The 21,220-nt window shown below is 46.5% G+C and carries 24 protein-coding genes and 1 other annotated feature; of the genes, 18 read left to right on the top strand and 6 right to left on the bottom strand.

Annotated elements, in window-relative coordinates; all coding sequences use genetic code 11:
* Positions 1–3 precede the first annotated feature (3 nt).
* Genes HAP68_RS12680 through HAP68_RS12665 form a run of 4 tightly spaced genes read right to left on the bottom strand, consistent with a single transcriptional unit; the run spans position 4 to position 2,962 of the window.
* On the bottom strand, positions 4–660 hold the full coding sequence (locus HAP68_RS12680) for an amino acid ABC transporter permease (protein ID WP_024085646.1): 657 nt from the start codon (positions 658–660) through the stop codon (positions 4–6).
* Between the two features lie 18 nt (positions 661–678).
* Entirely contained in the window at positions 679–1,329 is a 651-nt protein-coding gene (locus tag HAP68_RS12675) for an amino acid ABC transporter permease (protein ID WP_003152744.1), read from the bottom strand.
* A gap of 56 nt (positions 1,330–1,385) precedes the next feature.
* Positions 1,386–2,213 carry a transporter substrate-binding domain-containing protein gene (locus HAP68_RS12670; RefSeq protein WP_003152745.1) on the bottom strand — a complete coding sequence of 276 codons (828 nt, stop codon included), beginning with the start codon at positions 2,211–2,213 and terminating at the stop codon, positions 1,386–1,388.
* A gap of 20 nt (positions 2,214–2,233) precedes the next feature.
* On the bottom strand, positions 2,234–2,962 hold the full coding sequence (locus tag HAP68_RS12665) for an amino acid ABC transporter ATP-binding protein (RefSeq protein WP_003152746.1): 729 nt from the start codon (positions 2,960–2,962) through the stop codon (positions 2,234–2,236).
* A 219-nt stretch (positions 2,963–3,181) separates the two neighbouring features.
* Between HAP68_RS12665 and HAP68_RS12660 the strand changes: the two genes are divergently transcribed.
* The 13 genes from HAP68_RS12660 to HAP68_RS12600 all read left to right on the top strand — a co-directional run bounded on the left by HAP68_RS12660 (position 3,182) and on the right by HAP68_RS12600 (position 16,466).
* Positions 3,182–4,243 (top strand): AI-2E family transporter, encoded by a 1,062-nt coding sequence (locus HAP68_RS12660; protein WP_003152747.1) that lies wholly within the window; start codon positions 3,182–3,184, stop codon positions 4,241–4,243.
* A 43-nt stretch (positions 4,244–4,286) separates the two neighbouring features.
* Positions 4,287–4,494, top strand: a binding site (T-box leader).
* Between the two features lie 80 nt (positions 4,495–4,574).
* The gene (alaS, locus tag HAP68_RS12655) at positions 4,575–7,211 is read left to right on the top strand and encodes an alanine--tRNA ligase (protein ID WP_003152748.1); all 2,637 of its coding nucleotides are present in this window, start codon (positions 4,575–4,577) and stop codon (positions 7,209–7,211) included.
* An 84-nt stretch (positions 7,212–7,295) separates the two neighbouring features.
* Positions 7,296–7,562, top strand: a complete 267-nt coding sequence (locus HAP68_RS12650; RefSeq protein ID WP_003152749.1) for an IreB family regulatory phosphoprotein — start codon at positions 7,296–7,298, stop codon at positions 7,560–7,562.
* An 8-nt stretch (positions 7,563–7,570) separates the two neighbouring features.
* Entirely contained in the window at positions 7,571–7,987 is a 417-nt protein-coding gene (ruvX, locus tag HAP68_RS12645; RefSeq protein WP_003152750.1) for a Holliday junction resolvase RuvX, read from the top strand.
* 12 nt (positions 7,988–7,999) lie between these two features.
* The gene (locus HAP68_RS12640) at positions 8,000–8,281 is read left to right on the top strand and encodes a DUF1292 domain-containing protein (protein ID WP_003152751.1); all 282 of its coding nucleotides are present in this window, start codon (positions 8,000–8,002) and stop codon (positions 8,279–8,281) included.
* 110 nt (positions 8,282–8,391) lie between these two features.
* Positions 8,392–9,483, top strand: a complete 1,092-nt coding sequence (mltG, locus tag HAP68_RS12635; protein WP_014305487.1) for an endolytic transglycosylase MltG — start codon at positions 8,392–8,394, stop codon at positions 9,481–9,483.
* A 151-nt stretch (positions 9,484–9,634) separates the two neighbouring features.
* On the top strand, positions 9,635–10,288 hold the full coding sequence (locus HAP68_RS12630; RefSeq protein WP_015387906.1) for an O-methyltransferase: 654 nt from the start codon (positions 9,635–9,637) through the stop codon (positions 10,286–10,288).
* Positions 10,289–10,294: 6 nt separating this feature from the next.
* The gene (locus HAP68_RS12625; RefSeq protein WP_007408214.1) at positions 10,295–11,224 is read left to right on the top strand and encodes a peptidase U32 family protein; all 930 of its coding nucleotides are present in this window, start codon (positions 10,295–10,297) and stop codon (positions 11,222–11,224) included.
* Positions 11,225–11,241: 17 nt separating this feature from the next.
* Complete coding sequence (locus tag HAP68_RS12620; RefSeq protein ID WP_014305485.1) at positions 11,242–12,510, top strand: peptidase U32 family protein; 1,269 nt, start codon at positions 11,242–11,244, stop codon at positions 12,508–12,510.
* Between the two features lie 6 nt (positions 12,511–12,516).
* Positions 12,517–13,152 carry a uridine kinase gene (gene udk, locus HAP68_RS12615; RefSeq protein ID WP_003152763.1) on the top strand — a complete coding sequence of 212 codons (636 nt, stop codon included), beginning with the start codon at positions 12,517–12,519 and terminating at the stop codon, positions 13,150–13,152.
* 253 nt (positions 13,153–13,405) lie between these two features.
* Positions 13,406–13,879 carry a transcription elongation factor GreA gene (greA, locus tag HAP68_RS12610; protein WP_003152766.1) on the top strand — a complete coding sequence of 158 codons (474 nt, stop codon included), beginning with the start codon at positions 13,406–13,408 and terminating at the stop codon, positions 13,877–13,879.
* Positions 13,880–13,931: 52 nt separating this feature from the next.
* Positions 13,932–15,686 (top strand): peptidoglycan D,D-transpeptidase FtsI family protein, encoded by a 1,755-nt coding sequence (locus HAP68_RS12605; protein ID WP_015387957.1) that lies wholly within the window; start codon positions 13,932–13,934, stop codon positions 15,684–15,686.
* 63 nt (positions 15,687–15,749) lie between these two features.
* The gene (locus HAP68_RS12600; protein ID WP_014305483.1) at positions 15,750–16,466 is read left to right on the top strand and encodes a YrrS family protein; all 717 of its coding nucleotides are present in this window, start codon (positions 15,750–15,752) and stop codon (positions 16,464–16,466) included.
* A 39-nt stretch (positions 16,467–16,505) separates the two neighbouring features.
* Here HAP68_RS12600 and HAP68_RS12595 read toward each other — a convergent pair whose 3' ends face one another.
* A complete protein-coding gene (locus tag HAP68_RS12595; RefSeq protein WP_003152771.1) occupies positions 16,506–16,709 on the bottom strand; it encodes a YrzA family protein in 204 nt (67 codons plus the stop codon).
* A 183-nt stretch (positions 16,710–16,892) separates the two neighbouring features.
* On the opposite strand from HAP68_RS12595, the gene HAP68_RS12590 reads away from it, so the two are divergent.
* The 5 genes from HAP68_RS12590 to HAP68_RS12570 all read left to right on the top strand — a co-directional run bounded on the left by HAP68_RS12590 (position 16,893) and on the right by HAP68_RS12570 (position 20,679).
* Positions 16,893–17,534, top strand: a complete 642-nt coding sequence (locus HAP68_RS12590) for a class I SAM-dependent methyltransferase (protein ID WP_024085645.1) — start codon at positions 16,893–16,895, stop codon at positions 17,532–17,534.
* Between the two features lie 20 nt (positions 17,535–17,554).
* Entirely contained in the window at positions 17,555–18,250 is a 696-nt protein-coding gene (gene mtnN, locus HAP68_RS12585) for a 5'-methylthioadenosine/S-adenosylhomocysteine nucleosidase (protein WP_003152774.1), read from the top strand.
* Positions 18,251–18,297: 47 nt separating this feature from the next.
* Positions 18,298–19,221, top strand: a complete 924-nt coding sequence (locus HAP68_RS12580) for an O-acetylserine dependent cystathionine beta-synthase (RefSeq protein ID WP_014305481.1) — start codon at positions 18,298–18,300, stop codon at positions 19,219–19,221.
* Position 19,222: 1 nt separating this feature from the next.
* The gene (locus HAP68_RS12575) at positions 19,223–20,365 is read left to right on the top strand and encodes a bifunctional cystathionine gamma-lyase/homocysteine desulfhydrase (protein ID WP_003152778.1); all 1,143 of its coding nucleotides are present in this window, start codon (positions 19,223–19,225) and stop codon (positions 20,363–20,365) included.
* 83 nt (positions 20,366–20,448) lie between these two features.
* Positions 20,449–20,679, top strand: a complete 231-nt coding sequence (locus HAP68_RS12570; protein WP_003152779.1) for a YrhC family protein — start codon at positions 20,449–20,451, stop codon at positions 20,677–20,679.
* A 39-nt stretch (positions 20,680–20,718) separates the two neighbouring features.
* Here HAP68_RS12570 and HAP68_RS12565 read toward each other — a convergent pair whose 3' ends face one another.
* The gene (locus HAP68_RS12565) at positions 20,719–21,210 is read right to left on the bottom strand and encodes a helical membrane plugin domain-containing protein (RefSeq protein ID WP_003152780.1); all 492 of its coding nucleotides are present in this window, start codon (positions 21,208–21,210) and stop codon (positions 20,719–20,721) included.
* Positions 21,211–21,220: the final 10 nt, after the last annotated feature.

Below are 21,220 nucleotides of genomic sequence, written 5' to 3'. Positions count from 1 at the left end.
TTTTTACGTTTGTCTCGCTTCCAGCCGTCTGGCAGCGAGAGACAGACTGTAATTGACCGCGAAATACATCAGGGCCGCCAGCAGAAAGATCGGGAAAAAATACCCCCCGTCAGCGCTTTGTCCGTTTAAAATCTGCGCGTTATGAATCAGTTCGGGCAGAGCGATGACGACCGCAAGTGACGTATCCTTTAATAAGGAGATAAACTGGCTCACAATCGGAGGAACCATACGCCTGAGCGCCTGCGGCATGACGACGAGAAAAAGAGTCTGCGTGTACGTCAGTCCTGAAGAACGCGCCGCTTCAATCTGTCCTTTGTCAACGGATTGCAAACCGCTTCTGATGATTTCTGACAGCATGGCCGATTCAAAAATCGTCAGCGCCGTGATGGCGGCCGCGGTAATTTCCAGTTTGATCCCGATTTCCGGAAGGGCAAAAAACGTAAAGAAAATGATTAATAACAGCGGCAGGTTGCGGATGGTTTCCACAATGGCCGCTATAATGCCCGAGACGATAGGAATGTTCGCATAGCGCAAAGTGCCGGCGGCAAGCCCGAACATAAAACTCAGGACAATGGAGATCAGCGCAACATAAAGTGTGACCAAAAAGCCGTCCCATAAAAACAGCAGATGGTCAGGTGTATAGGCGCCGCTAAAATCCATGTTATTCACTCTCCTTCTCTAATAACTTTTTCCGAGACGTCTTTCCAAATAGTGAACCCCGATGCTGAGCGGGATCGTTAATATCAAATAAAAAAGCGCGACGAAAATATAGACATCAAACACGACAAGAGTGCTCGAGGACACGAGATCCGCCTGATACATCAAATCGAGTCCCGCCACCACTCCGAGTATTGATGAGTTTTTGACAAGGTTGAGAAATTGGTTTCCGAGCGGGGGAATGACGATTTTTACGGCCTGAGGAAGAATGATATATCTCATCGCCTGACTGTAGGTGAAGCCTGACGATCTGGCCGCTTCCATCTGCCCTTTGGGGACAGTCTGAATTCCGGCTCTGATGGCTTCTGCGATAAAGGCGGACGTGTAAATCGTAAGCGCAATCGTTCCCGCCTGAAAGCCGTCCAGTCTCAGCCCGGCGTTCGGAAGTCCGAAATAAAAAACGAATGTGATGAGGAGAAGCGGGATGTTCCGGATAAATTCCACATACGCAGTGCCGATCCATTGAAGGGGTTTGAAAGCCGTGATTCTCATGACTGCGATCAGAACGCCCAGCGCAAAGCTGCCTGCCAGCGCGATGAAGCTCGCAAGCAATGTGTGCAGGAAACCGTCCATATACATATCGAAGTTTTCCGTTAAAATTGAAAAGTTCATCTATGTCACTCCTTATAAAACGGGGATGAGCATGCATGCTCATCCCGCGGTCCGTCCTATTTTGCCGGTTCTTCTTTTATCCATTTTTTATAGATTTTTTCGTACCTGCCGTCGGCTTTCATTTTTTTCAAAGAGGCGTTGATTTCTTTGACAAGGCCGGATTGGCCTTTTTTGACGGCGATTCCGTAAGGTTCATCGGTAAAGGTTTCGCCCGTCAGCTGATATTGTTTATTTTCATCGGCCATGCCGTATAAAATCGCATTATCGGTTGTGAGCGCATCTCCCTGTCCCGCTTTAAGCGCAGTGAACGCTTCGGCGTAATTTTCAAATTCCAGCACTGAGGCGTCAGGCGCTTTTTCTCTGATGTTCTGTGAGGAAGTGGAGCCTTTTACCGCCAATACTTTTGAGCCTTTTCCCAGGTCTTCGGTGCTTTTGATGCTGCTTCCTTTTTTGACGAGCAGGGATTGCCCGGCTTCAAAATAAACATCTGAGAAATCAACTTCTTTTTTCCGCTCATCCGTTATCGTCATCGTGGCGGTGATGGCGTCGATATCGCCGTTTTGCAGCATCGGAATCCTCGTTTTTGACGTCACTTCTTTAAATTCCGCTTTCTTCTCATCCCCCAGAATATCTTTTGCGAGCTGTTTTGATATATCAATATCGAAGCCTTCAATATCACCGGAGCTTGGGTTTTTCAGCCCGAATAACCTCGTATCGGTTTTGACGCCGAAGATGATTTTGTCTCTGTCTTTAATAGAGGCTAACGTGTCTTTTCCCGTTCCTTTTGAATCCCCGGACGTTTCTTTCCCTCCGCAGGCTGCCAGCATAAAGACGGCCAGCAGTGATATCAATCCGAATGACAACCATTTTGTTGCGCGTGACATAAGCGCTCCTCCGTTTCTTTTCAGTGATTTAAAATACGGCTTAAGAATAAACGCGCCCTCTCTTCACGGGGGCTTTCGTAAAATTCAGCCGGTGCAGCTTCTTCTAAGATAGATCCGCCGTCGATAAACACGATGCGGTCCGCCACTTCTTTTGCGAATCCCATTTCATGTGTGACGACTGCCATGGTCATGCCTTCCTTTGCGAGTGTTTTCATGACATCCAGCACTTCCCCGATCATTTCCGGATCAAGCGCGGATGTGGGTTCATCAAACAGCATAATTTCGGGCTTCATCGCAAGCCCCCTGGCGATGGCGACACGCTGCTGCTGGCCGCCGGAAAGCTGTGAAGGATAAGCGTCCGCTTTGTCCGGTATACCGACTTTTTTCAAATAGTATAAGGCCGTTTCCTTTGCTTCTTCTTTTGATTGCTTGAGCACTTTGATCGGTGCGAGCATGATGTTTTGCAGAACGGTTTTGTGCGGGTACAGATGAAAATGCTGAAACACCATGCCGATATTCCGGCGGACCTGATTTATATCCGTTTTCTTGTCACGGATGGAGACGCCGTTTACCGTTAAGGCGCCTCCATCAACTGTTTCCAGCTGATTAATGCAGCGGAGAAGCGTGCTTTTTCCCGATCCTGAAGGTCCGATGATAACGACGACTTCCCCTTTTTTAATGTGCAGATTAATGTTTTTCAGCACGTGGAAATGTCCGTAGTGCTTATTTACATCCTGAAATGAAATCATGGCCATCCTCCTTAAAAAAACATGAGTCATATTGACTGGACAGTTTTGAAATCCTTTAACACATTACGATGGTTATACAGACTTTTATGAATATTATTTAGATTATTTCGTAATTTCTGATAATTATTTCCGTCAAGAGGTCTGCGTCATAAGGCGTAGTTTATGAAACGGGAATAATTCCGGCTTTCTGTCAAAAGATAAAGCAAGAGGTGAAACGTCATGCTTCAAAAACCGCTGCAGCTCTTAATGTGGACAGCTGTATGTCTGCTCGTTTTGTTAACAGTGTATGTCTTTTGCATGCTCGATATGTTATGGTCTCCCATTTGGCTTGTTATAAAATCTCTCTTTATTCCTATATTCATCGCAGTATTTATTGCTTATCTTTTACTTCCGATTACTGAATGGCTTCATAGAAAAGGGATGCCTAGAACTTTAAGCCTGCTTCTGATTTATTGCCTGTTTTTCGGCGGAATCGGCTGGGGGGTTTATAAAGGGGTTCCTGTTTTAATTGAACAGCTGCAGGATCTGTCTGAGAGCATTCCCGGTCTTGCCGAAAACTACAACAGCATGCTGAGGCATCTGCATAATCACACGGATCATTGGCCTGACGGCATGCACCATCGGATGGACAAAATGATTCAGCAGACAGAAACGTTTCTTGCCGGCACGATTGAAAGCACGATCAGAAGCATCCGTTTCGTGCTTGATTATATCCTGATCGCGGCGACGATTCCTTTTCTCGTGTTCTATATGGTGAAGGATATAGGCGTCATGAAAAAGACGGTCTGGTATTTGACGCCGAAGTCCTGGAGAAAAAGGGGGAGTGAATTTCTGCGGGATGTGGACGACTCTCTCGGTGATTACATCCGCGGTCAGCTTCTCGTTTGTTTTTTGCTCGGGTTAATAGCCGGTGTTTCATTTTGGCTGTTCGGGCTTCCTTACCCGCTGATTTTGGGCCTTGCCATCGGGATTACGAATGTTATCCCGTATTTCGGTCCGTTTATCGGCGCTGTGCCGGCGCTGCTCCTTTCGCTGGCGATTTCCTCCAAGGCTGTGATCATCGTAATCGTCACGATTTTTATTCTTCAATTTATAGAAGGAAACATTTTGAGCCCGCTCATTGTCGGGCGAAGTCTCAGAATGCACCCCGTCGTGATCATGCTTGCGCTTCTTGCCGGAGGAGAGCTCGCGGGCATTCCCGGCATGATTCTCGCTGTTCCGGCGGCAGCCGTTTTAAAAGTGACGGCCATTCACTTTTTGCGGATCAGGACGGAACATTGACATTCGGGTTCTGCTTGTCTATAATTTCGAGTAGAATACATACGAATCTCGAGTGACGGATATGAGTACGCCGAAGCCCTGTTTAAGAGAGAAGCTCCGATACGCTGAAAGGAGCTTCAGCAGAAGATCGGCCGAAGCTAATCCTGAGTGCAGTTAAAGGCTGCCGCAATCCTGCGTTACGGGATGAAAGGTGACAGGCCTTTTTCGGCCTGTAATCAGGGTGGTACCGCGAGACAGCTCTCGTCCCTGTGTGAACGCATGGTTTGCATAGGGAGAGAGCTTTTTTGCTGTCGCAAAAGAGAATTTCGGGTAGTGATAAGGAGGAATATAGATGAAACACTTAACTTCTGCTGAAGTGCGTCAAATGTTTTTAGATTTCTTTAAAGAAAAAGGCCATGCCGTTGAACCGAGCGCCTCATTGGTTCCGCATGAAGATCCGTCTTTACTGTGGATCAACAGCGGCGTTGCGACGCTGAAAAAGTACTTTGACGGCCGCGTTGTGCCGGAGAATCCGAGAATTGTAAACGCGCAAAAATCAATCCGCACAAATGATATTGAAAATGTGGGGAAAACGGCGCGCCACCACACGTTCTTTGAGATGCTCGGAAACTTTTCCATCGGTGATTATTTTAAAGAAGAAGCCATCACGTGGGCATGGGAGTTTTTAACGAGCGAAAAGTGGATCGGCTTTGATCCGGAGCTGCTGTCTGTAACAGTTCACCCTGAGGATGAAGAAGCTTATACGCTATGGGCGGAAAAAATCGGCGTTCCGGAAGAAAGAATCATCCGTCTGGAAGGGAACTTCTGGGATATCGGCGAAGGCCCGAGCGGACCGAATACGGAAATTTTCTATGACCGCGGCGAGAAATACGGCAATGACCCGTCAGATTCTGAATTGTATCCGGGCGGCGAAAATGACCGCTATCTTGAAGTATGGAACCTGGTATTCTCAGAGTTCAACCACAACCCGGACGGCACGTACACACCGCTTCCGAAGAAAAACATTGATACGGGCATGGGGCTTGAACGGATGGTCTCCGTGATTCAGGATGTCCCGACAAACTTTGACACTGATTTGTTTATGCCGATTATTGAAGCAACAGAGCGCATTTCCGGAGATGCTTACGGAAAGGACGCAATGAAGGATACGGCCTTTAAAGTGATCGCCGATCATATCAGAACGGTCGCATTTGCGGTAAGCGACGGAGCTCTGCCGTCAAATGAAGGGCGCGGGTATGTACTGAGACGCCTCTTGCGCAGGGCAGTGCGATACGCGAAAACCATCGGTATCAGCCGTCCGTTTATGTACGAGCTGGTACCGACTGTTGCAGGAATTATGGACGCTTTCTATCCGGAGGTGAAAGAAAAGCAAGAGTTTATCGCCAAAGTCATCAAAACGGAGGAAGAGCGCTTCCACGAAACATTAAACGAAGGTCTGGCTATTTTATCTGACGTGATAAAGAAAGAGAAGGAAAAAGGCAGCGGCATCATCTCCGGAAAAGACGTATTCAAACTGTACGATACGTACGGATTCCCGGTTGAATTGACGGAGGAATACGCGGAAGATGAACAAATGAAGGTTGACCATAAAGGCTTTGAAGCCGAAATGGAAAAACAGCGTGAACGGGCGAGAAATGCGCGCCAAGATGTAGGAAGCATGCAGGTGCAGGGCGGCGCATTGCGCGACATTACCGCAGAAAGCACATTTGTCGGCTACAGTGCCGTAAAAGCTGAAGCGAAGGTGATCGAACTTCTTCATGACGGGCAATTAATCAGCGAGGCGCATGAAGGGGATACCGTCCAAATTCTTCTTGACAAAACGCCTTTCTATGCTGAAAGCGGCGGACAGATCGGTGACAGAGGAGTGCTGAGAAGCGAGCAGGCTGTCGTAACCATTAAAGACGTGAAAAAAGCTCCGAACGGCCAGCATGTACACGAAGGCACGGTGGATAGCGGCACGATTCAAAAAGGCGCAAGCGTGACGGCTGAAGTTGAAGATCAAATGAGAAGCGGTGTGGTGAAAAACCATACAGCAACCCACCTTCTGCACCAGGCGCTGAAAGACGTTCTCGGCACACATGTCAACCAAGCGGGTTCACTCGTTACCGAAAATCGTCTGCGTTTTGACTTCTCTCATTTCGGTCAAGTGACGAAAGAAGAACTTGAACGCATTGAAGGAATCGTCAACGAAAAAATCTGGGAGAGCATTCCGGTAGCGATTGATTTGAAACCGATCAATGAAGCGAAAGAAATGGGCGCGATGGCCCTGTTCGGCGAGAAATACGGCGATATCGTCCGCGTCGTACAAGTCGGAGATTACAGCCTGGAGCTTTGCGGCGGATGCCATGTCACGAATACGGCTGAAATCGGCTTGTTTAAAATCGTATCCGAATCAGGGATCGGCGCAGGTACGCGAAGAATCGAAGCCGTAACAGGAAAAGGCGCTTATCAGGAAATGAACAGCCAGCTCAGCCTTCTGCAGCACGCTGCGGATGAGCTGAAATCAAACGTAAAAGACGTACCGAAGCGAATTCAGTCTCTTCAAGCGGAGCTGAAGGAAGCGCAAAGAGAAAACGAATCATTGCTCAGCAAACTTGGCAATGTGGAAGCCGGAGCCATTCTGTCTAAAGTAAAAGACATCGGCGGCGTAAAAGTGCTGGCTGAAAAAGTAAATGCGAAAGACATGAACCACCTTCGCACTATGGTGGATGATCTGAAAGCGAAGCTCGGTTCTGCGGTCATCATTCTCGGCGCCGTGCAAAACGAGAAAGTCAACCTTTCAGCAGGCGTAACAAAAGACCTGATTGAAAAAGGCCTTCACGCCGGCAAAATGGTCAAACAAGCGGCTGAAGTCTGCGGAGGCGGAGGCGGAGGCCGTCCGGACATGGCGCAGGCCGGCGGAAAGCAGCCTGAAAAATTGGAAGAGGCGCTCGCATCTGCGGAAGATTGGATAAAATCCGTTTTATAATCCTTTCAACTAGTGTAGAATGATGATAAGATGAGGACCTCAGGCTGAACTTTGCCTGCGAATTTGGGAAAGAGGTGCAAAACGGTGAGCTCGTTTGATAAAACGATGAAATTTAATTTCTCCGATGATTCTGCTGAAACAAACGTCGAAGAAGTGCTGATTACGGTATATGATGCGCTTCAGGAAAAGGGGTACAATCCTATCAACCAGATTGTCGGATACTTGCTGTCTGGAGATCCTGCATACATTCCTAGGCATCGCGACGCCCGGAACTTAATTCGCAAACTGGAACGTGACGAATTAATCGAGGAATTGGTAAAATCCTATCTAGAACAGCATAAAGAGGCGTAAATACATTCATGAGAATATTGGGACTTGATCTTGGAACGAAAACACTCGGCGTAGCTTTAAGCGATGAAATGGGCTGGACCGCTCAGGGCATTGAGACGATAAAAATAAACGAGGCTGAAGGAGATTACGGTCTGGACCGTTTATCCGAGCTGATGAAAGACTATAATGTAGAGAAGATCGTGCTCGGTTTTCCGAAAAACATGAACGGGACGATCGGTCCGAGAGGCGAAGCCAGCCAAACATTTGCGAAACTGCTTGAAACAGCGTACAATGTCCCTGTTGTGCTGTGGGACGAGCGTCTGACGACGATGGCGGCTGAAAAAATGCTGATCGCGGCTGACGTCAGCAGGCAAAAACGAAAAAAAGTCATTGATAAAATGGCGGCTGTCATGATCCTTCAAGGATATCTGGACAGTTTAAACTAAGAGGTGAAAGAAATGGAACACGGCGAAAAACATATTACAATTGTCGATGATCAAGGCAACGAACAGCTTTGCGAAGTGCTGTTCACATTTGAAAACGACACATTCAACAAATCTTACGTACTTTATTATCCGATTGATGCTCAAGACGATGATGAAATCGAAATTCACGCTTCAAGCTTCGAACCGAACGAAAACGGTGAAGACGGCGAACTGATGCCGATTGAAACCGATGAAGAGTGGGAAATGATCGAAGAAACGCTGAACACGTTTTTAGCGGAAGAAGACGAAGAATAAAATGAACGGAAAAAGCCGGAGCGCATATGCGCTTCGGCTTTTTTTTGTAATAAATTGCCGAATGCACATGAATCATGTAGTATAAGAGCTGTTGGGAGGAAAATACTTGTATGAATATCAATCAGACTAAAAATTCATTTCCGCGTAAAAACAAAAAAACAACGATAATACTGTCCTCCGTGATCGCTCTGCTTATCATCATTTGCGGTGCTTTTTTCTATGGAAAATCTCTGCTGTCCCCGGTTGACAAAGGCAGCAAAACGGCAGTCAATATTAATATTCCGAGCGGTTCTTCCGTTTCGGCAATCGCTGAAATTCTTGAGGATCAGCATGTCATCAAAAGCAAAAAAGCATTTCAGCTGTATGTGAAGTATAAAGGCGCTTCCGGGTTTCAGGCGGGATTTTACCACCTGAATAAAGGAATGGATGCGGATGCGATTATCAAAAAACTGACCGCGGGATCAACGGGATATGCCTTTCAGATCTCCGTTCCTGAAGGAAAACAGCTTACACAGATTGCGGATGCGATCGCAAAAGAAACATCATATTCAAAAGAAGAGATCATGGCAAAACTGGATGACAAAACATTCATCGGCAAACTGAAAAAACAGTTTCCTGATACAATAACGGACGCACTTTCAAACAAGAAGCTCAAGCATCCGCTCGAAGGCTATCTGTATCCGGCCACATATCCGTTTAATGATCCGGATGCATCGCTTGACACGATTTTGACGGCAATGGTTCAGGAAACAAACACCCGTATCGAAACGTATAAATCTGAACTGGAAAAAAAGAAACTTTCCGTCCATAACGCGCTGACGATGGCATCGCTTATTGAAGAAGAAGCCACCGCCAAAGCCGACCGTCACAAAATCGCCAGCGTTTTTTACAACAGGCTTGCAGAAAAAATGCCGCTGCAGACTGACCCGACGGTATTATATGCGGCCGGTAAGCATAAAAGCCGGGTCTACTACAAAGACCTGAAAATTGATTCTCCGTTTAATACGTATAAACATAAGGGGCTGCCGCCGGGACCGATTGCAAATGCCGGTGATTCATCATGGGAAGCGGCTCTCCGCCCTGACAAAACGGATTATCTCTATTTCCTTGCAAAATCAAACGGCGAGGTCGTTTTCACCAAAACATTAAAAGACCATAATAAAGCGAAGGAAAAGTATATTTCCAAAAAAGACAGCGAATAAAAGGAGGGCAAAAGCTCTCCTTTTATTCCATTCTGAAAGGTTTTATGATAAAATATATCGGGTTGTTTACTTATGGATAAAGAAGTGTCTTAAGAGAGTGTCCCCGCGGATTCGTCAGGGGCACTCCTTTTTAGAACGGAGGCTGTTTGCCGTGAATGATCGGTATGAACAAATAAACGAGTATATAAACGCGATGCTGAAGCCTCGGCCTGATAAAGTGAAAAAGCTTGAAGCCTATGCAAAAGAGCACCATGTTCCGATTATGGAAGAAGCGGGTATTGAAGTGCTGCTTCAAATGCTGTCGATTCAACAGGCGAAAAACATTTTGGAAATCGGCGCGGCAATCGGATATTCCGCCATACGGATGGCGCTTGAGCTTCCGGGTGCGAATATTTACACGATTGAACGGGACGACAAACGCTATGAAGAAGCTGTGAACAATATAAAAGACTTTGAAATGGAAAACCGGATTCACGTAATGCACGGGGATGCGCTGGAACTTTCTGAGTCTGTCCGTGTCACGGCTCCTTATGATGCCATTTTTATCGACGCGGCCAAAGGCCAGTACACGAACTTTTTTGAGCTCTATGAACCGATGCTTGCGCCGGATGGAGTCATTTTTACAGACAATGTTCTGTTTAAAGGACTGGTGGCACAAAATCACTCGGACATTGAGCCGAAAAGAAGACGGAAGCTTGTTGAAAAAATTGATCAATATAACCAATGGCTGATGAACCGGCCTGACTATCAAACGGTCATACTGCCGGTCGGAGACGGCATCGCCATCAGTAAAAAGAAGAGGTGAATGATCATGAAAAAACCTGAACTTTTGGTGACTCCGACTTCTGTACAGGATATTCTTCCGCTCATTCAAGCGGGCGCAACGGCCCTGTTAGTCGGAGAACAGAGATACGGCCTGAGACTGGCCGGTGAATTTTCAAGAGAAGATATAAAAGAAGCCGTAAAGACAGCTCATCAGGAAGGCGCGAAGGTGTACGCCGCCGTCAATGCTATTTTTCACAACGAAAAAGTGGACGAGCTGAACGGCTATCTTGCCTTTTTGCAGGAGGCCGGCGTTGATGCGGCTGTTTTCGGTGATCCGGCCGTTTTAATGGCGGCGCGTGAAGCGGCTCCCGAGCTTAAACTGCACTGGAGCACGGAAACAACGGGTACCAACTACTATTCCTGCAATTACTGGGGACGCAAAGGCGCACGGCGGGCAGTGCTGGCTAAGGAATTAAATATGGACAGCATCATTGACATAAAAGAAAACGCCGAAGTGGAAATTGAAATTCAAATCCACGGCATGACGTGCATGTTCCAATCGAAGCGTTCTTTAGTGGGCCATTACTTCGAATACCAGGGAAAAGTCATGGACATCGAACAGAAGAAAAAAGAAGCGGGAATGTTTCTGCATGACAAGGAACGGGGCAATAAATACCCGATTTTTGAAGATGAAAACGGCACGCACATCATGAGCCCGAACGATGTGTGCATGATTGATGAATTAGAGGACCTGATGGATGCCGGCATCGATTCTTTCAAAATCGACGGAGTTTTGAAGTCTCCTGAATACTTAACTGAAGTGACCCGCATGTACAGAGAAGCAATCGATCTGTGCTTCGAAAGCCGAGAGACATACGAAGAGAAAAAAGAGAGCTGGATAGAGCGGATTGAAAGCATTCAGCCTGTGAACAGAAGCATCGACACAGGATTCTTCTTTAAAGAAACGGTCTATTAAAAAGGAGGGTGCAACGGATGACAGCCGTAAATCAAACCATTTCCAAAGTCGTAAACGGAAAACGCGTCATTACGAAAAAACCTGAACTCCTTGCTCCGGCAGGAAACCTTGAAAAATTAAAAATTGCCGTTCATTACGGAGCGGACGCGGTTTTTATCGGAGGACAGGAATACGGACTCCGCTCAAATGCGGATAACTTCTCAATAGAAGAAATCGCAGAGGGCGTAGAATTTGCCAAAAAATACGGGGCAAAAATATATGTGACAACAAACATTTTCGCCCATAATGAAAATATGGACGGTCTGGAAGAATACTTAAAAGCGTTGGGAGACGCAAAAGTTGCCGGAATTATCGTCGCTGATCCGCTGATTATTGAAACATGCCGGAGAGTGGCCCCGGACGTAGAAATTCACCTCAGCACACAGCAGTCCCTTTCCAACTGGAAAGCGGTGCAGTTCTGGAAAGAAGAAGGGCTTGACCGCGTGGTGCTTGCCCGTGAAACGAGCGGACTGGAAATTAAAGAAATGAAGGAAAAGGTGGACATTGAAATCGAAACCTTTATCCACGGCGCCATGTGTATCGCTTATTCAGGACGATGCGTGCTGAGCAATCACATGACAGCCCGGGATTCCAACCGCGGCGGCTGCTGTCAGTCCTGCCGCTGGGATTATGACCTGTATCAGACAGACGGTGCAAACGCGGTCGCGCTTTATGACGAAGAAGACGCTCCGTTTGCGATGAGCCCGAAAGATTTAAAATTGATTGAATCCATTCCGCAAATGATTGAGATGGGTATCGACAGCCTGAAAATTGAAGGCCGGATGAAATCGATTCATTACGTTGCGACGGTTGTCAGCGTGTATCGCAAAGTCATCGACGCATACTGCGCTGATCCTGAAAACTTTGTCATTCAAAAAGAATGGCTGGATGAGCTGGACAAATGTGCAAACCGGGATACCGCGCCTGCTTTCTTTGAAGGCACGCCCGGGTATGAAGAGCAGATGTTCGGCGAACACGGAAAGAAAACAACATTTGATTTTGCCGGTCTCGTGCTCGCGTATGACGAGGAAACTCAAATGGTGACGCTCCAGCAGCGCAATTTCTTTAAACAAGGTGACGAAGTGGAATTTTTCGGTCCTGAAATCGACAATTTCACATTCACAATCGGCACTATTTGGGACGAAGACGGAAACGAGCTTGATGCTGCCCGCCATCCCCTGCAAATCGTTACATTTAAAGTAGACAAAAAGATTTATCCGAGCAACATGATGAGAAAGGGGAAGTAATCACCAATGGGTAAGAGTCCTGTAGTTATAGGCATCGCAGGAGGTTCCGGATCAGGAAAAACAAGCGTCACCCGTTCCATCTATGAACAGTTTAAAGGACACTCGATTTTAATGATCCAGCAAGACCTTTATTATAAAGACCAAAGCCATCTTCCGTTTGAAGAAAGGCTGAACACAAACTATGATCACCCGCTCGCATTTGATAATGACTATTTAATCGAGCATATTCAAGAGCTTTTGAATTACCGGCCGATAGAAAAGCCGATTTATGATTATAAACTGCATACGCGTTCTGAGGAAACCATTCCGGTTGAGCCGAAGGATGTCATTATTCTGGAAGGCATTCTCGTTCTCGAAGATAAAAGACTTCGCGACCTCATGGATATGAAACTTTATGTCGACACGGACGCGGATCTCCGTATCATCAGACGGATTATGAGAGATATTAACGAAAGAGGCCGTTCAATCGATTCTGTCATTGAGCAGTATGTGTCCGTCGTCAGACCGATGCACAATCAGTTTGTTGAACCGACGAAACGCTACGCGGACATCATTATTCCGGAAGGCGGACAAAACCACGTCGCAATTGATCTGATGGTCACGAAGATTCAAACGATCCTTGAACAAAATGCAATTTTGTAATACCATAGCATAGACATAAATAACTCAGACCATATTATGTATAGGCTGGAAGGGAATGAGACAGTTCCCTTCTTTCCCTGTTTATAAACCGAAACATTTGCAGAAAACACACATTCAGTTTAAGATAAACAGTACCTATATGGGAGAGAAGAACGAGGACTGCCCTGTGTTCTCATTCTTGATTTTTTCGTTTATGCTCTCATACATAATCACACGTTATTGTTGAGGGACAACCACCAAGGAGTGAAGGAACATGGCACAAGAAAAAGTTTTTCCGATGACTCACGAAGGAAAACAAAAACTTGAACAAGAATTAGAGCAATTGAAAACGGTTAAACGTAAAGAAGTAGTAGAGCGCATTAAAATCGCAAGAAGCTTCGGAGATCTGTCAGAGAACTCTGAGTATGATTCCGCAAAAGAAGAACAGGCATTTGTGGAAGGGCGCATCACGACGCTTGAAAACATGATCCGCAATGCGAAAATCATCGAGGACGACGGCGGTTCAAATGTAGTCGGTTTGGGAAAAACCGTATCATTCATCGAATTGCCCGACGGTGAAGAAGAATCTTACACGATTGTCGGAAGCGCTGAAGCTGATCCGTTTGAAGGAAAAATCTCAAACGACTCGCCAATCGCAAAAAGCCTGCTCGGCAGAAAAGTGGACGAAGAAGTGACAGTTCAGACGCCGGGCGGAGAAATGCTCGTGAAAATTGTGAAAATTTCATAAGATCCGTTTAACAATGAAACACCTCGTCCAAAATGTGGATGAGGTGTTTTTTATGATCGTATCAAAAAGGCTGAAAACGGCCGTGATTTGTTTTCTGCTCGTGTTTTTCTTTCTGCTTGCAAGGCTGGCTGAAATTCAGCTGTTTTTTACAGAATCTTTTTCAAAATCCAATATTAATCTGATTCAGGAAAGCGTCAAGCAGCGGACGGAAGAAGTCCTTATTTCAGACGGCCGCGGCTCTTTTCTTGATCGGAACGGCAAAGAACTGACCGGAAAAAAGCAGCCTGCCGTCATACTGTTTCCTTTTCTCGTGACGCAGGATTGGCCGGTTGACCGGGTATCAGACATTCTCGGAATGAAACAGGGGGAGCTCAGGCAGCTGCTGACGGAAGCAAAAAAACCGGTGATCCTGAACAGCAGAAAAATAAAACATTTGACGAAACAATCCGTGGCAAATATCAATTCTTTGAAATATCCCGGCATTTACGGCGTATATATGAAAGACAGCAAAGAAACAAACATAGCCGCTCATCTGTTGGGCGCGACAAACCAGGACCCTGAGCTTTTGAAAAAGAAATACCCCGGCAGGAAGGAACTGCCGATCACGGCAAAAATCGGGACAAGCGGGATGGAGCGGACGTTTGATGAGTTTTTACTGGCGGATCAGGACACAAAACTTTTGTATCATGTCGACGGAAGGGGAAACCCTTTATTCGGAATGGACGTCAAATATACGGCTGAAGCAAACGCGTTTTATCCGCTGCAAGTCAAAACCTCCATCGACCGCAATATTCAAAAAGCAATGGAAGATGTATTGAAAGACCGCGGGTTAAAAAAGGGGGGAGCCGTCCTTTTAGACATTGAAAAAAGCAGTGTGCTCGGAATGGTATCAAAGCCTGACGCTGACATGTCAAAGCAGCAGACACTGCAAAATTACATGCTGACGCCGATTTATCCGGGATCAGTGTTTAAAACGGTGATCGCCGCAGCCGCAATAGAACAAAACGAAGTGAAGCCGGGCACATCCTTTAACTGCAATCTCAATCTGTACGGAGAGCCGGGGGATGATAAAGGCACGCTCAGTTTTGGAGAAAGCTTTGCCCAAAGCTGCAATTATACGTTTACAAGTCTTGCGGAAAAATTGATCAAAAAAGATGATTCCGTTATTGAAAACATGGCGGAGAAACTAGGTCTCACACAGCGGGCGGGCTGGGAAGGCAAGCTGTACCGGGAAGACGGATTCAGGCAGCTGTATAATGAAAAAAGCGGGGTCATTTGGGGAGATGACAAAGACAAAACCGTAAAAAAAGCAGTAGCACAGACGGCGATCGGGCAAAAAAACGTGAAAGTCACGCCTCTTGAAGTCGCCAATATGATGGCGGCGATCGCGCGCGGCGGTGAGAAAAAACAAGTCAAAATCGCGGACAAAATTGAATACAAAAACAAAACGACGATGGCGTCATTCAAAGAACAGCCGTTAAAAGGGGAAAACATCGACAAATATACGGCGCAGCAGCTTCAAAAAATTCTCAGAGAAGTCGTCACCTCACCGAAAGGAACCGGCCGAAGGTTTCAGGATCTGCCGTATGAGATAGCAGGCAAATCGGGAACGGCCCAGACGGGAATGTTCACAAAAGAAAAACAGACGCTTTACCACAAATGGTTTGCGGGATACTTTCCCGCGGACAAGCCGAAATACGCTCTCGTGGTGCTGCACATGGACACGCCGGGGGATAAGGCTCTGACAAATACAGTGTTTTATGATATTGTTAAAAAGGTACATGAAAATGAAACAAATCAGACATAGAACAACCGCTCAGCCCATGTTAAAATATATGCTGAGCAAGAGGGATAAAGGAGTGCAGAATGATTGAGCAATAAACAATCTCGTTTTGAAAACCGTGATAAGCGCAGAAAAGCAAATATGGTGCTTAACATTTTAATTGCTATCGTATCTATTCTTATTGTCGTCGTTGCAGTCAGCCTCTTCATCAACAGTCCGTCGAGCGACGTGAGCGAAAAAGCGGACACGAGCCAGAAGCAGGAAACACCTGCATCAGGCAAGACGAAGCAGACATCGGATGAAGACATAAAAGACAGCAAAAAAGATACGGCATCAGACGATGACAAAAAAGATAAACAGGATAAGGACACATCTGATTCATCTTCAGACTCTGACAGCAAAAAAGACGATGATTCATCGAAAAGTGATGACAGCAGCAAAAAAGACTCTGATTCAAGCGATCCTTTTAAAGGCGCAAAAATAACAGAGGGCGGCTCATCAAGCGATGTCGAGAAAACAATTGTTAACCCAAAATGGAAAGCGGTCGGAACAAAGCAGACGGGAGAACATGCGGCGACGTATGACTCAAGCTCTGAAGACTGGTCCGAAATGCTTGACGCCATCTCTTACGCAACAGGCGTGTCAAAAGATCACATGACAGTGCTGTGGCTCGGAAACAATGGAAGCCCGCAAGATGCGAAGGGGAAAGTTTTAGACAAAACGAACGGCAAAAAGTATCAGGTCACCATCACTTGGAAAGACAAAAAAGGCTGGAAGCCGACAAAAGTAGAAACGTTAAAATAACCGCAAAAAAGCAGCTGATTATTCAGCTGCTTTTTTCTGTCATACGTCAGCTGAAAAATGCACCGACGCGCTGTAAAGGATTCTGCCGTCAACGGCCGTCACCTGATGGGATACAGAACGGACGCGAAGCATAATCGCCTGGTTGTTTTCAATCTGAACGTTTATTTTCTTTTCAAGCTCCTGCAAAGATGCCGCTTCGAAAAATTCTACTTTATCTTTGATTAAATCCAATTGAAAATTCATCAGTACAGATCCTCCTGATTTTTCTTCTGAGTCAATGAAAGTATAAGCCTTTCTGCCGTAATTGCGCAATAATCCCAAAGTATTTTAGTACCCTTCCATTCTTTTTTGTGATAGGATAGGAACTGTTCCACGATTAATCCATACTATACTCATAGGAATTATAAATTATGGAGAGTGAAAAATATGGGCCGTGAATTTATTCCATTATTTGAAGATTGGGCAGCGACTTATGATGCCACAGTGCACGGGGCAGACAAACAATACGCTGATGTTTTTAAAGGGTATGACAATATTCTTGACAGCATCGTCGCACTTTCGGGTTCTAACGTTTTAGAGTTCGGACCGGGCACAGGGAATTTAACGGCGAAATTAGCCGCCGCGAACAAAAAGGTGTTTGGTGTAGAACCGTCTCCGTCAATGAGAAAACTGGCGGCTGACAAGCTTTCTGACAAAGCCGTGTTCAGTGACGGAGATTTTCTGGAGTTTCCCGTTCCGCCTTTTCAAATAGATACCATCGTCAGCTCGTACGCCTTTCATCATTTAACCGATGAAGAAAAGCAAGCGGCTGTAAAGCAATATGGCACAATCCTTCAGAAGCATGATAAAATAGTGTTTGCCGATACCGTCTTTAAAGATCATGAAGCTTATGATGAAACAATTAAAAAAGCAATCCGAAACGGCTATCATCAATTAGCGGACGATTTAAAGACGGAACATTATCCGACACTCGGGACAATGAAAAACATCTTTTCAGAAGAGGGATTTGCCGCGCGGTTTACGCAGCAAAATGACTTTGTCTGGATAATGGAGGCGATTAAACGGTAAATCGAAGGGATTGTGTATAAATGAAACTGGCAGTCATCGGAGCAATGGAAGAGGAAGTTACGATTTTAAGAAGCAAACTGAAAGACGCAAAACAAGAGATGATCGCTCACTGTGAGTTTACGACGGGCAGCTATGAAGGCGTCGAAGTTATCTTGCTGAAATCGGGGATCGGAAAAGTCAACGCCGCGATCAGCACGACGCTTCTGCTTGACCGTTTCAAACCTGATTATGTGATTAACACAGGCTCAGCGGGCGGTTTTCATCATACATTGAATGTAGGCGACGTCGTCATCTCAACAGATGTCCGCCATCATGACGTGGATGTGACGGCGTTTGACTATGAATACGGACAGGTGCCGGGTCTTCCGGCAGCATACAAAGCTGATGAAAAGCTGATCAGTATTACTGAGGAAGCGGTTTCTGAACTGAACGGCATTCAAGTCGCCAAAGGCACAATCGCTACGGGAGATTCTTTTATGAATGATCCGAAGCGGGTTGAAGACGTACGCGCCAAATTTGCGGATTTGTACGCGGTTGAAATGGAAGCTGCGGCTGTCGCACAGGTGTGCCACCAGTTCAAAACGCCTTTTGTTGTCATCAGAGCTTTATCTGATATTGCCGGAAAAGAATCTGACGTTTCATTTGATAAATTTTTAGAACAGGCTGCCGTTCATTCAACTGAGCTTGTCCTGAATGTCATCAAACGAATTCACTAAGCGGGGGATTCTCGTTCTCCTCCGCTTTTCCAGGAGGAGGACATATATTGAACGTGATAACAGATATTACAGAACTGATCGGAAATACACCGCTGCTCCGTCTCAAGCATTTTGATATACCGGAGGGAACAGCGGTTTATGCTAAACTTGAGATGATGAATCCGGGCGGAAGCATTAAAGACAGGCTGGGCGGGATGCTCATTGAAGATGCGCTTCGCACGGGAAAGGTGAAACCGGGAGGCGTTATCATCGAAGCGACTGCCGGAAACACCGGGATCGGACTCGCTCTGTGCGCCAGAAAGCATCAGCTTCGCGCCGTTTTTTGCGTCCCGGAGCATTTCAGCAGAGAAAAGCAGCAAATTATGAAAGCTCTCGGAGCGGACATCGTGCATACGCCGAGAGAAGAAGGTATGCAGGGAGCCATTCGAAAAGCGCTTGAACTGGAGAGAGAGATTAATAATTCTTATGCCGTTCTGCAATTTAAAAACCGAGTAAATCCATTGACTTACTATAAAACGATCGGACCTGAAATATGGAACGCGCTCGGCGGGGATATCCACACCTTTGTCGCAGGAGCGGGTTCCGGCGGCACCTTTGCCGGTACGGCAGCTTATTTAAAGGAGAAAAATCCTGCCGTCAAAACGGTGATCGTTGAACCGGAAGGCTCGATCCTGAACGGAGGAGAGCCGCATGCCCATAAAACGGAAGGCATCGGCATGGAGTTTATCCCGGATTATATGGACGAGAACCATTTTGACGCCATTTACACAGTGGAAGACGATACGGCGTTTTCGCTTGTCAGAGAAGCGGCCGAGAAAGAAGGCCTCTTAATCGGAAGCTCTTCAGGGGCGGCTCTTTATGCAGCGCTTGAAGAAGCGAAAAAAGCGCCCGCCGGATCAAATATCGTCACTATTTTCCCTGACGGCAGCGATCGATATATAAGCAAAAACATTTTTCAAGGAGGTCAGTAAGATGAAGAAAAAAACGCTGATGGTGCACGGAGGAATTACGGGAGATGAAAAAACAGGAGCGGTTTCCGTACCGATTTATCAAGTAAGCACGTACCGGCAGCCGAAAGCGGGCGAGCATACGGGTTATGAATATTCAAGAACGGCCAATCCGACGCGGACGGCGCTTGAAAGCTTAATTGCAGAGCTTGAAGGCGGCGCGGCGGGATATGCGTTCGGCTCAGGCATGGCTGCGATTACTGCCGTCATGATGCTGTTTGACAGCGGCGATCATGTTATTTTGACGGATGATGTATACGGCGGCACTTACCGGGTGATGACAGGTGTGCTGAACCGCTTCGGTATTGAAGCGGACTTTGTTGATACGAGCAGTGAAGAAAAAGTCAAAAAGGCCATTCGCCCGAATACGAAAGCCATTTATATCGAAACACCGACAAACCCGCTATTGAAAGTGACTGACCTCAAACTGATGTCTGACATCGCAAAAGAAGCGGGCGTATTGCTTATCGTCGATAATACGTTTTACACGCCGTATTTCCAGCAGCCGCTCAGCTTCGGCGCGGACATCGTGCTTCACAGCGCGACAAAATATCTCGGCGGCCACAGCGATGTCGTCGGCGGCTTAGTCGTGACGGCTGATAAAGAGCTCGGTGAAAAGCTTCATTACGTGCAAAACTCAACGGGCGGCGTTTTAGGACCGCAGGATTCATGGCTTTTAATGAGAGGCATTAAAACACTGGGACTCAGAATGGATGCCATCAATCACAGCGCCGGGAAAATCGCCGAGCTGCTTGAAGCGCATGATGCCGTTCAGACGCTCTACTATCCGGGATCAGCGAAACATCCGGGCCATGAGCTGACAAAAGCGCAAAGCTCCGGTTTCGGCGGAATGATTTCCTTTGATATCGGCAGCAGTGAACGCGTCGACGCGTTTTTAGAAAAATTGAACCTGTTTACAATCGCGGAAAGCTTAGGAGCGGTTGAAAGCTTAATCTCCGTGCCGTCCAGAATGACGCACGCTTCGATCCCGCGCGACCGCCGTCTTGCGCTTGGCATTACCGACGGGCTCGTACGGATCTCAGTCGGTATTGAGGATACTGAGGATTTAACGGCGGATGTGAAACAGGCGCTTGATTCACTTTTATAAAGAATGGATAGATTTACATTCTCTGTCGGCTGTCAGCTTGTATTATAATGTTGGTAGACTATAAAACTGGCAGGTGACCTTATATGGAGAAGAAAAGACTGAAATCATTAATAGAAGATTTTAAGCATTACGCATTTATTCTGCTTGCAGTCAGCACCTTCATTTATATTGGCGCGGTTCTTCCCGGACAAGGGCTGACTGCGGGCCAGAAAATGCTGATGTTTGTAACGGATTGTGCATTTTTAGCGGGCGCTTATTTCTGCGTTGACCGTTCACTTATTTATAAAAAGAGGCTGGAAGAGGCCGAAGAATAAAAAAAAGCCATTGTCTTTTGACAATGGCTTTTTCATTTCTTATTCAGAAGGGGTTTCGCGTAATTCTTTTCCCATTCCTTTTAAAAACTGCAGCCCGAAGCCGAGCGCGCGGTTAATATCAGGATCACCGACGGCTTTCATCAGTTCAAACATACTGACTTTCCTGTCCTCTTTTAAAAATCTTTGCGCCTGATCCGTCCCGGCCATGGCGCTTTCTAAAAGTCTGCCCATAAATTCGGGATCAGCTTTTGACAGCGCGCCTCCCGCGGCCATCATCGTATTCAGGAGATTGGTGACAGGTTCCCGGGAAATCTGTCCGAGTGCGATTTTGGCAATCTCCTCTTTTGCCTGGAGCATATAGCCGGCGGCATCAAAAATGCCCAAGCCATTCAGCTCTGCCATAATGGACATCGTTTTCGCGACGGCTTCTTCATTTTCTGCGAGAAGCGTCTTCAGTTCTTCCAGTTTTTCAGCTTTCAGCTGTTCCTCTGTTTTCGTTTCTTTTTGAATTTCAGTAATTGGGCTTGCCATTATGTTTCCT

The sequence above is a fragment of the Bacillus sp. Bvel1 genome, assembly GCF_014872755.1.
Lineage (GTDB): Bacteria > Bacillota > Bacilli > Bacillales > Bacillaceae > Bacillus > Bacillus velezensis.
The sequence above is the reverse complement of the archived record's forward strand: the minus strand, read 5'-3'. Positions and strand labels throughout refer to the sequence as shown.

Coding starts and splice junctions, on each gene's coding strand:
- HAP68_RS12680 (WP_024085646.1), bottom strand. CDS start 660: ATGGATTTTAGCGGCGCCTATACACCTGACCATCTGCTGTTTTTATGG.
- mtnN (WP_003152774.1), top strand. CDS start 17,555: ATGAAACTGGCAGTCATCGGAGCAATGGAAGAGGAAGTTACGATTTTA.
- HAP68_RS12590 (WP_024085645.1), top strand. CDS start 16,893: ATGGGCCGTGAATTTATTCCATTATTTGAAGATTGGGCAGCGACTTAT.
- HAP68_RS12625 (WP_007408214.1), top strand. CDS start 10,295: ATGAAAAAACCTGAACTTTTGGTGACTCCGACTTCTGTACAGGATATT.
- mltG (WP_014305487.1), top strand. CDS start 8,392: ATGAATATCAATCAGACTAAAAATTCATTTCCGCGTAAAAACAAAAAA.
- HAP68_RS12675 (WP_003152744.1), bottom strand. CDS start 1,329: ATGAACTTTTCAATTTTAACGGAAAACTTCGATATGTATATGGACGGT.
- HAP68_RS12665 (WP_003152746.1), bottom strand. CDS start 2,962: ATGATTTCATTTCAGGATGTAAATAAGCACTACGGACATTTCCACGTG.
- HAP68_RS12605 (WP_015387957.1), top strand. CDS start 13,932: ATGATCGTATCAAAAAGGCTGAAAACGGCCGTGATTTGTTTTCTGCTC.
- HAP68_RS12620 (WP_014305485.1), top strand. CDS start 11,242: ATGACAGCCGTAAATCAAACCATTTCCAAAGTCGTAAACGGAAAACGC.
- HAP68_RS12640 (WP_003152751.1), top strand. CDS start 8,000: ATGGAACACGGCGAAAAACATATTACAATTGTCGATGATCAAGGCAAC.
- HAP68_RS12575 (WP_003152778.1), top strand. CDS start 19,223: ATGAAGAAAAAAACGCTGATGGTGCACGGAGGAATTACGGGAGATGAA.
- alaS (WP_003152748.1), top strand. CDS start 4,575: ATGAAACACTTAACTTCTGCTGAAGTGCGTCAAATGTTTTTAGATTTC.
- HAP68_RS12660 (WP_003152747.1), top strand. CDS start 3,182: ATGCTTCAAAAACCGCTGCAGCTCTTAATGTGGACAGCTGTATGTCTG.
- greA (WP_003152766.1), top strand. CDS start 13,406: ATGGCACAAGAAAAAGTTTTTCCGATGACTCACGAAGGAAAACAAAAA.
- HAP68_RS12570 (WP_003152779.1), top strand. CDS start 20,449: ATGGAGAAGAAAAGACTGAAATCATTAATAGAAGATTTTAAGCATTAC.
- HAP68_RS12565 (WP_003152780.1), bottom strand. CDS start 21,210: ATGGCAAGCCCAATTACTGAAATTCAAAAAGAAACGAAAACAGAGGAA.
- udk (WP_003152763.1), top strand. CDS start 12,517: ATGGGTAAGAGTCCTGTAGTTATAGGCATCGCAGGAGGTTCCGGATCA.
- ruvX (WP_003152750.1), top strand. CDS start 7,571: ATGAGAATATTGGGACTTGATCTTGGAACGAAAACACTCGGCGTAGCT.
- HAP68_RS12595 (WP_003152771.1), bottom strand. CDS start 16,709: ATGAATTTTCAATTGGATTTAATCAAAGATAAAGTAGAATTTTTCGAA.
- HAP68_RS12670 (WP_003152745.1), bottom strand. CDS start 2,213: ATGTCACGCGCAACAAAATGGTTGTCATTCGGATTGATATCACTGCTG.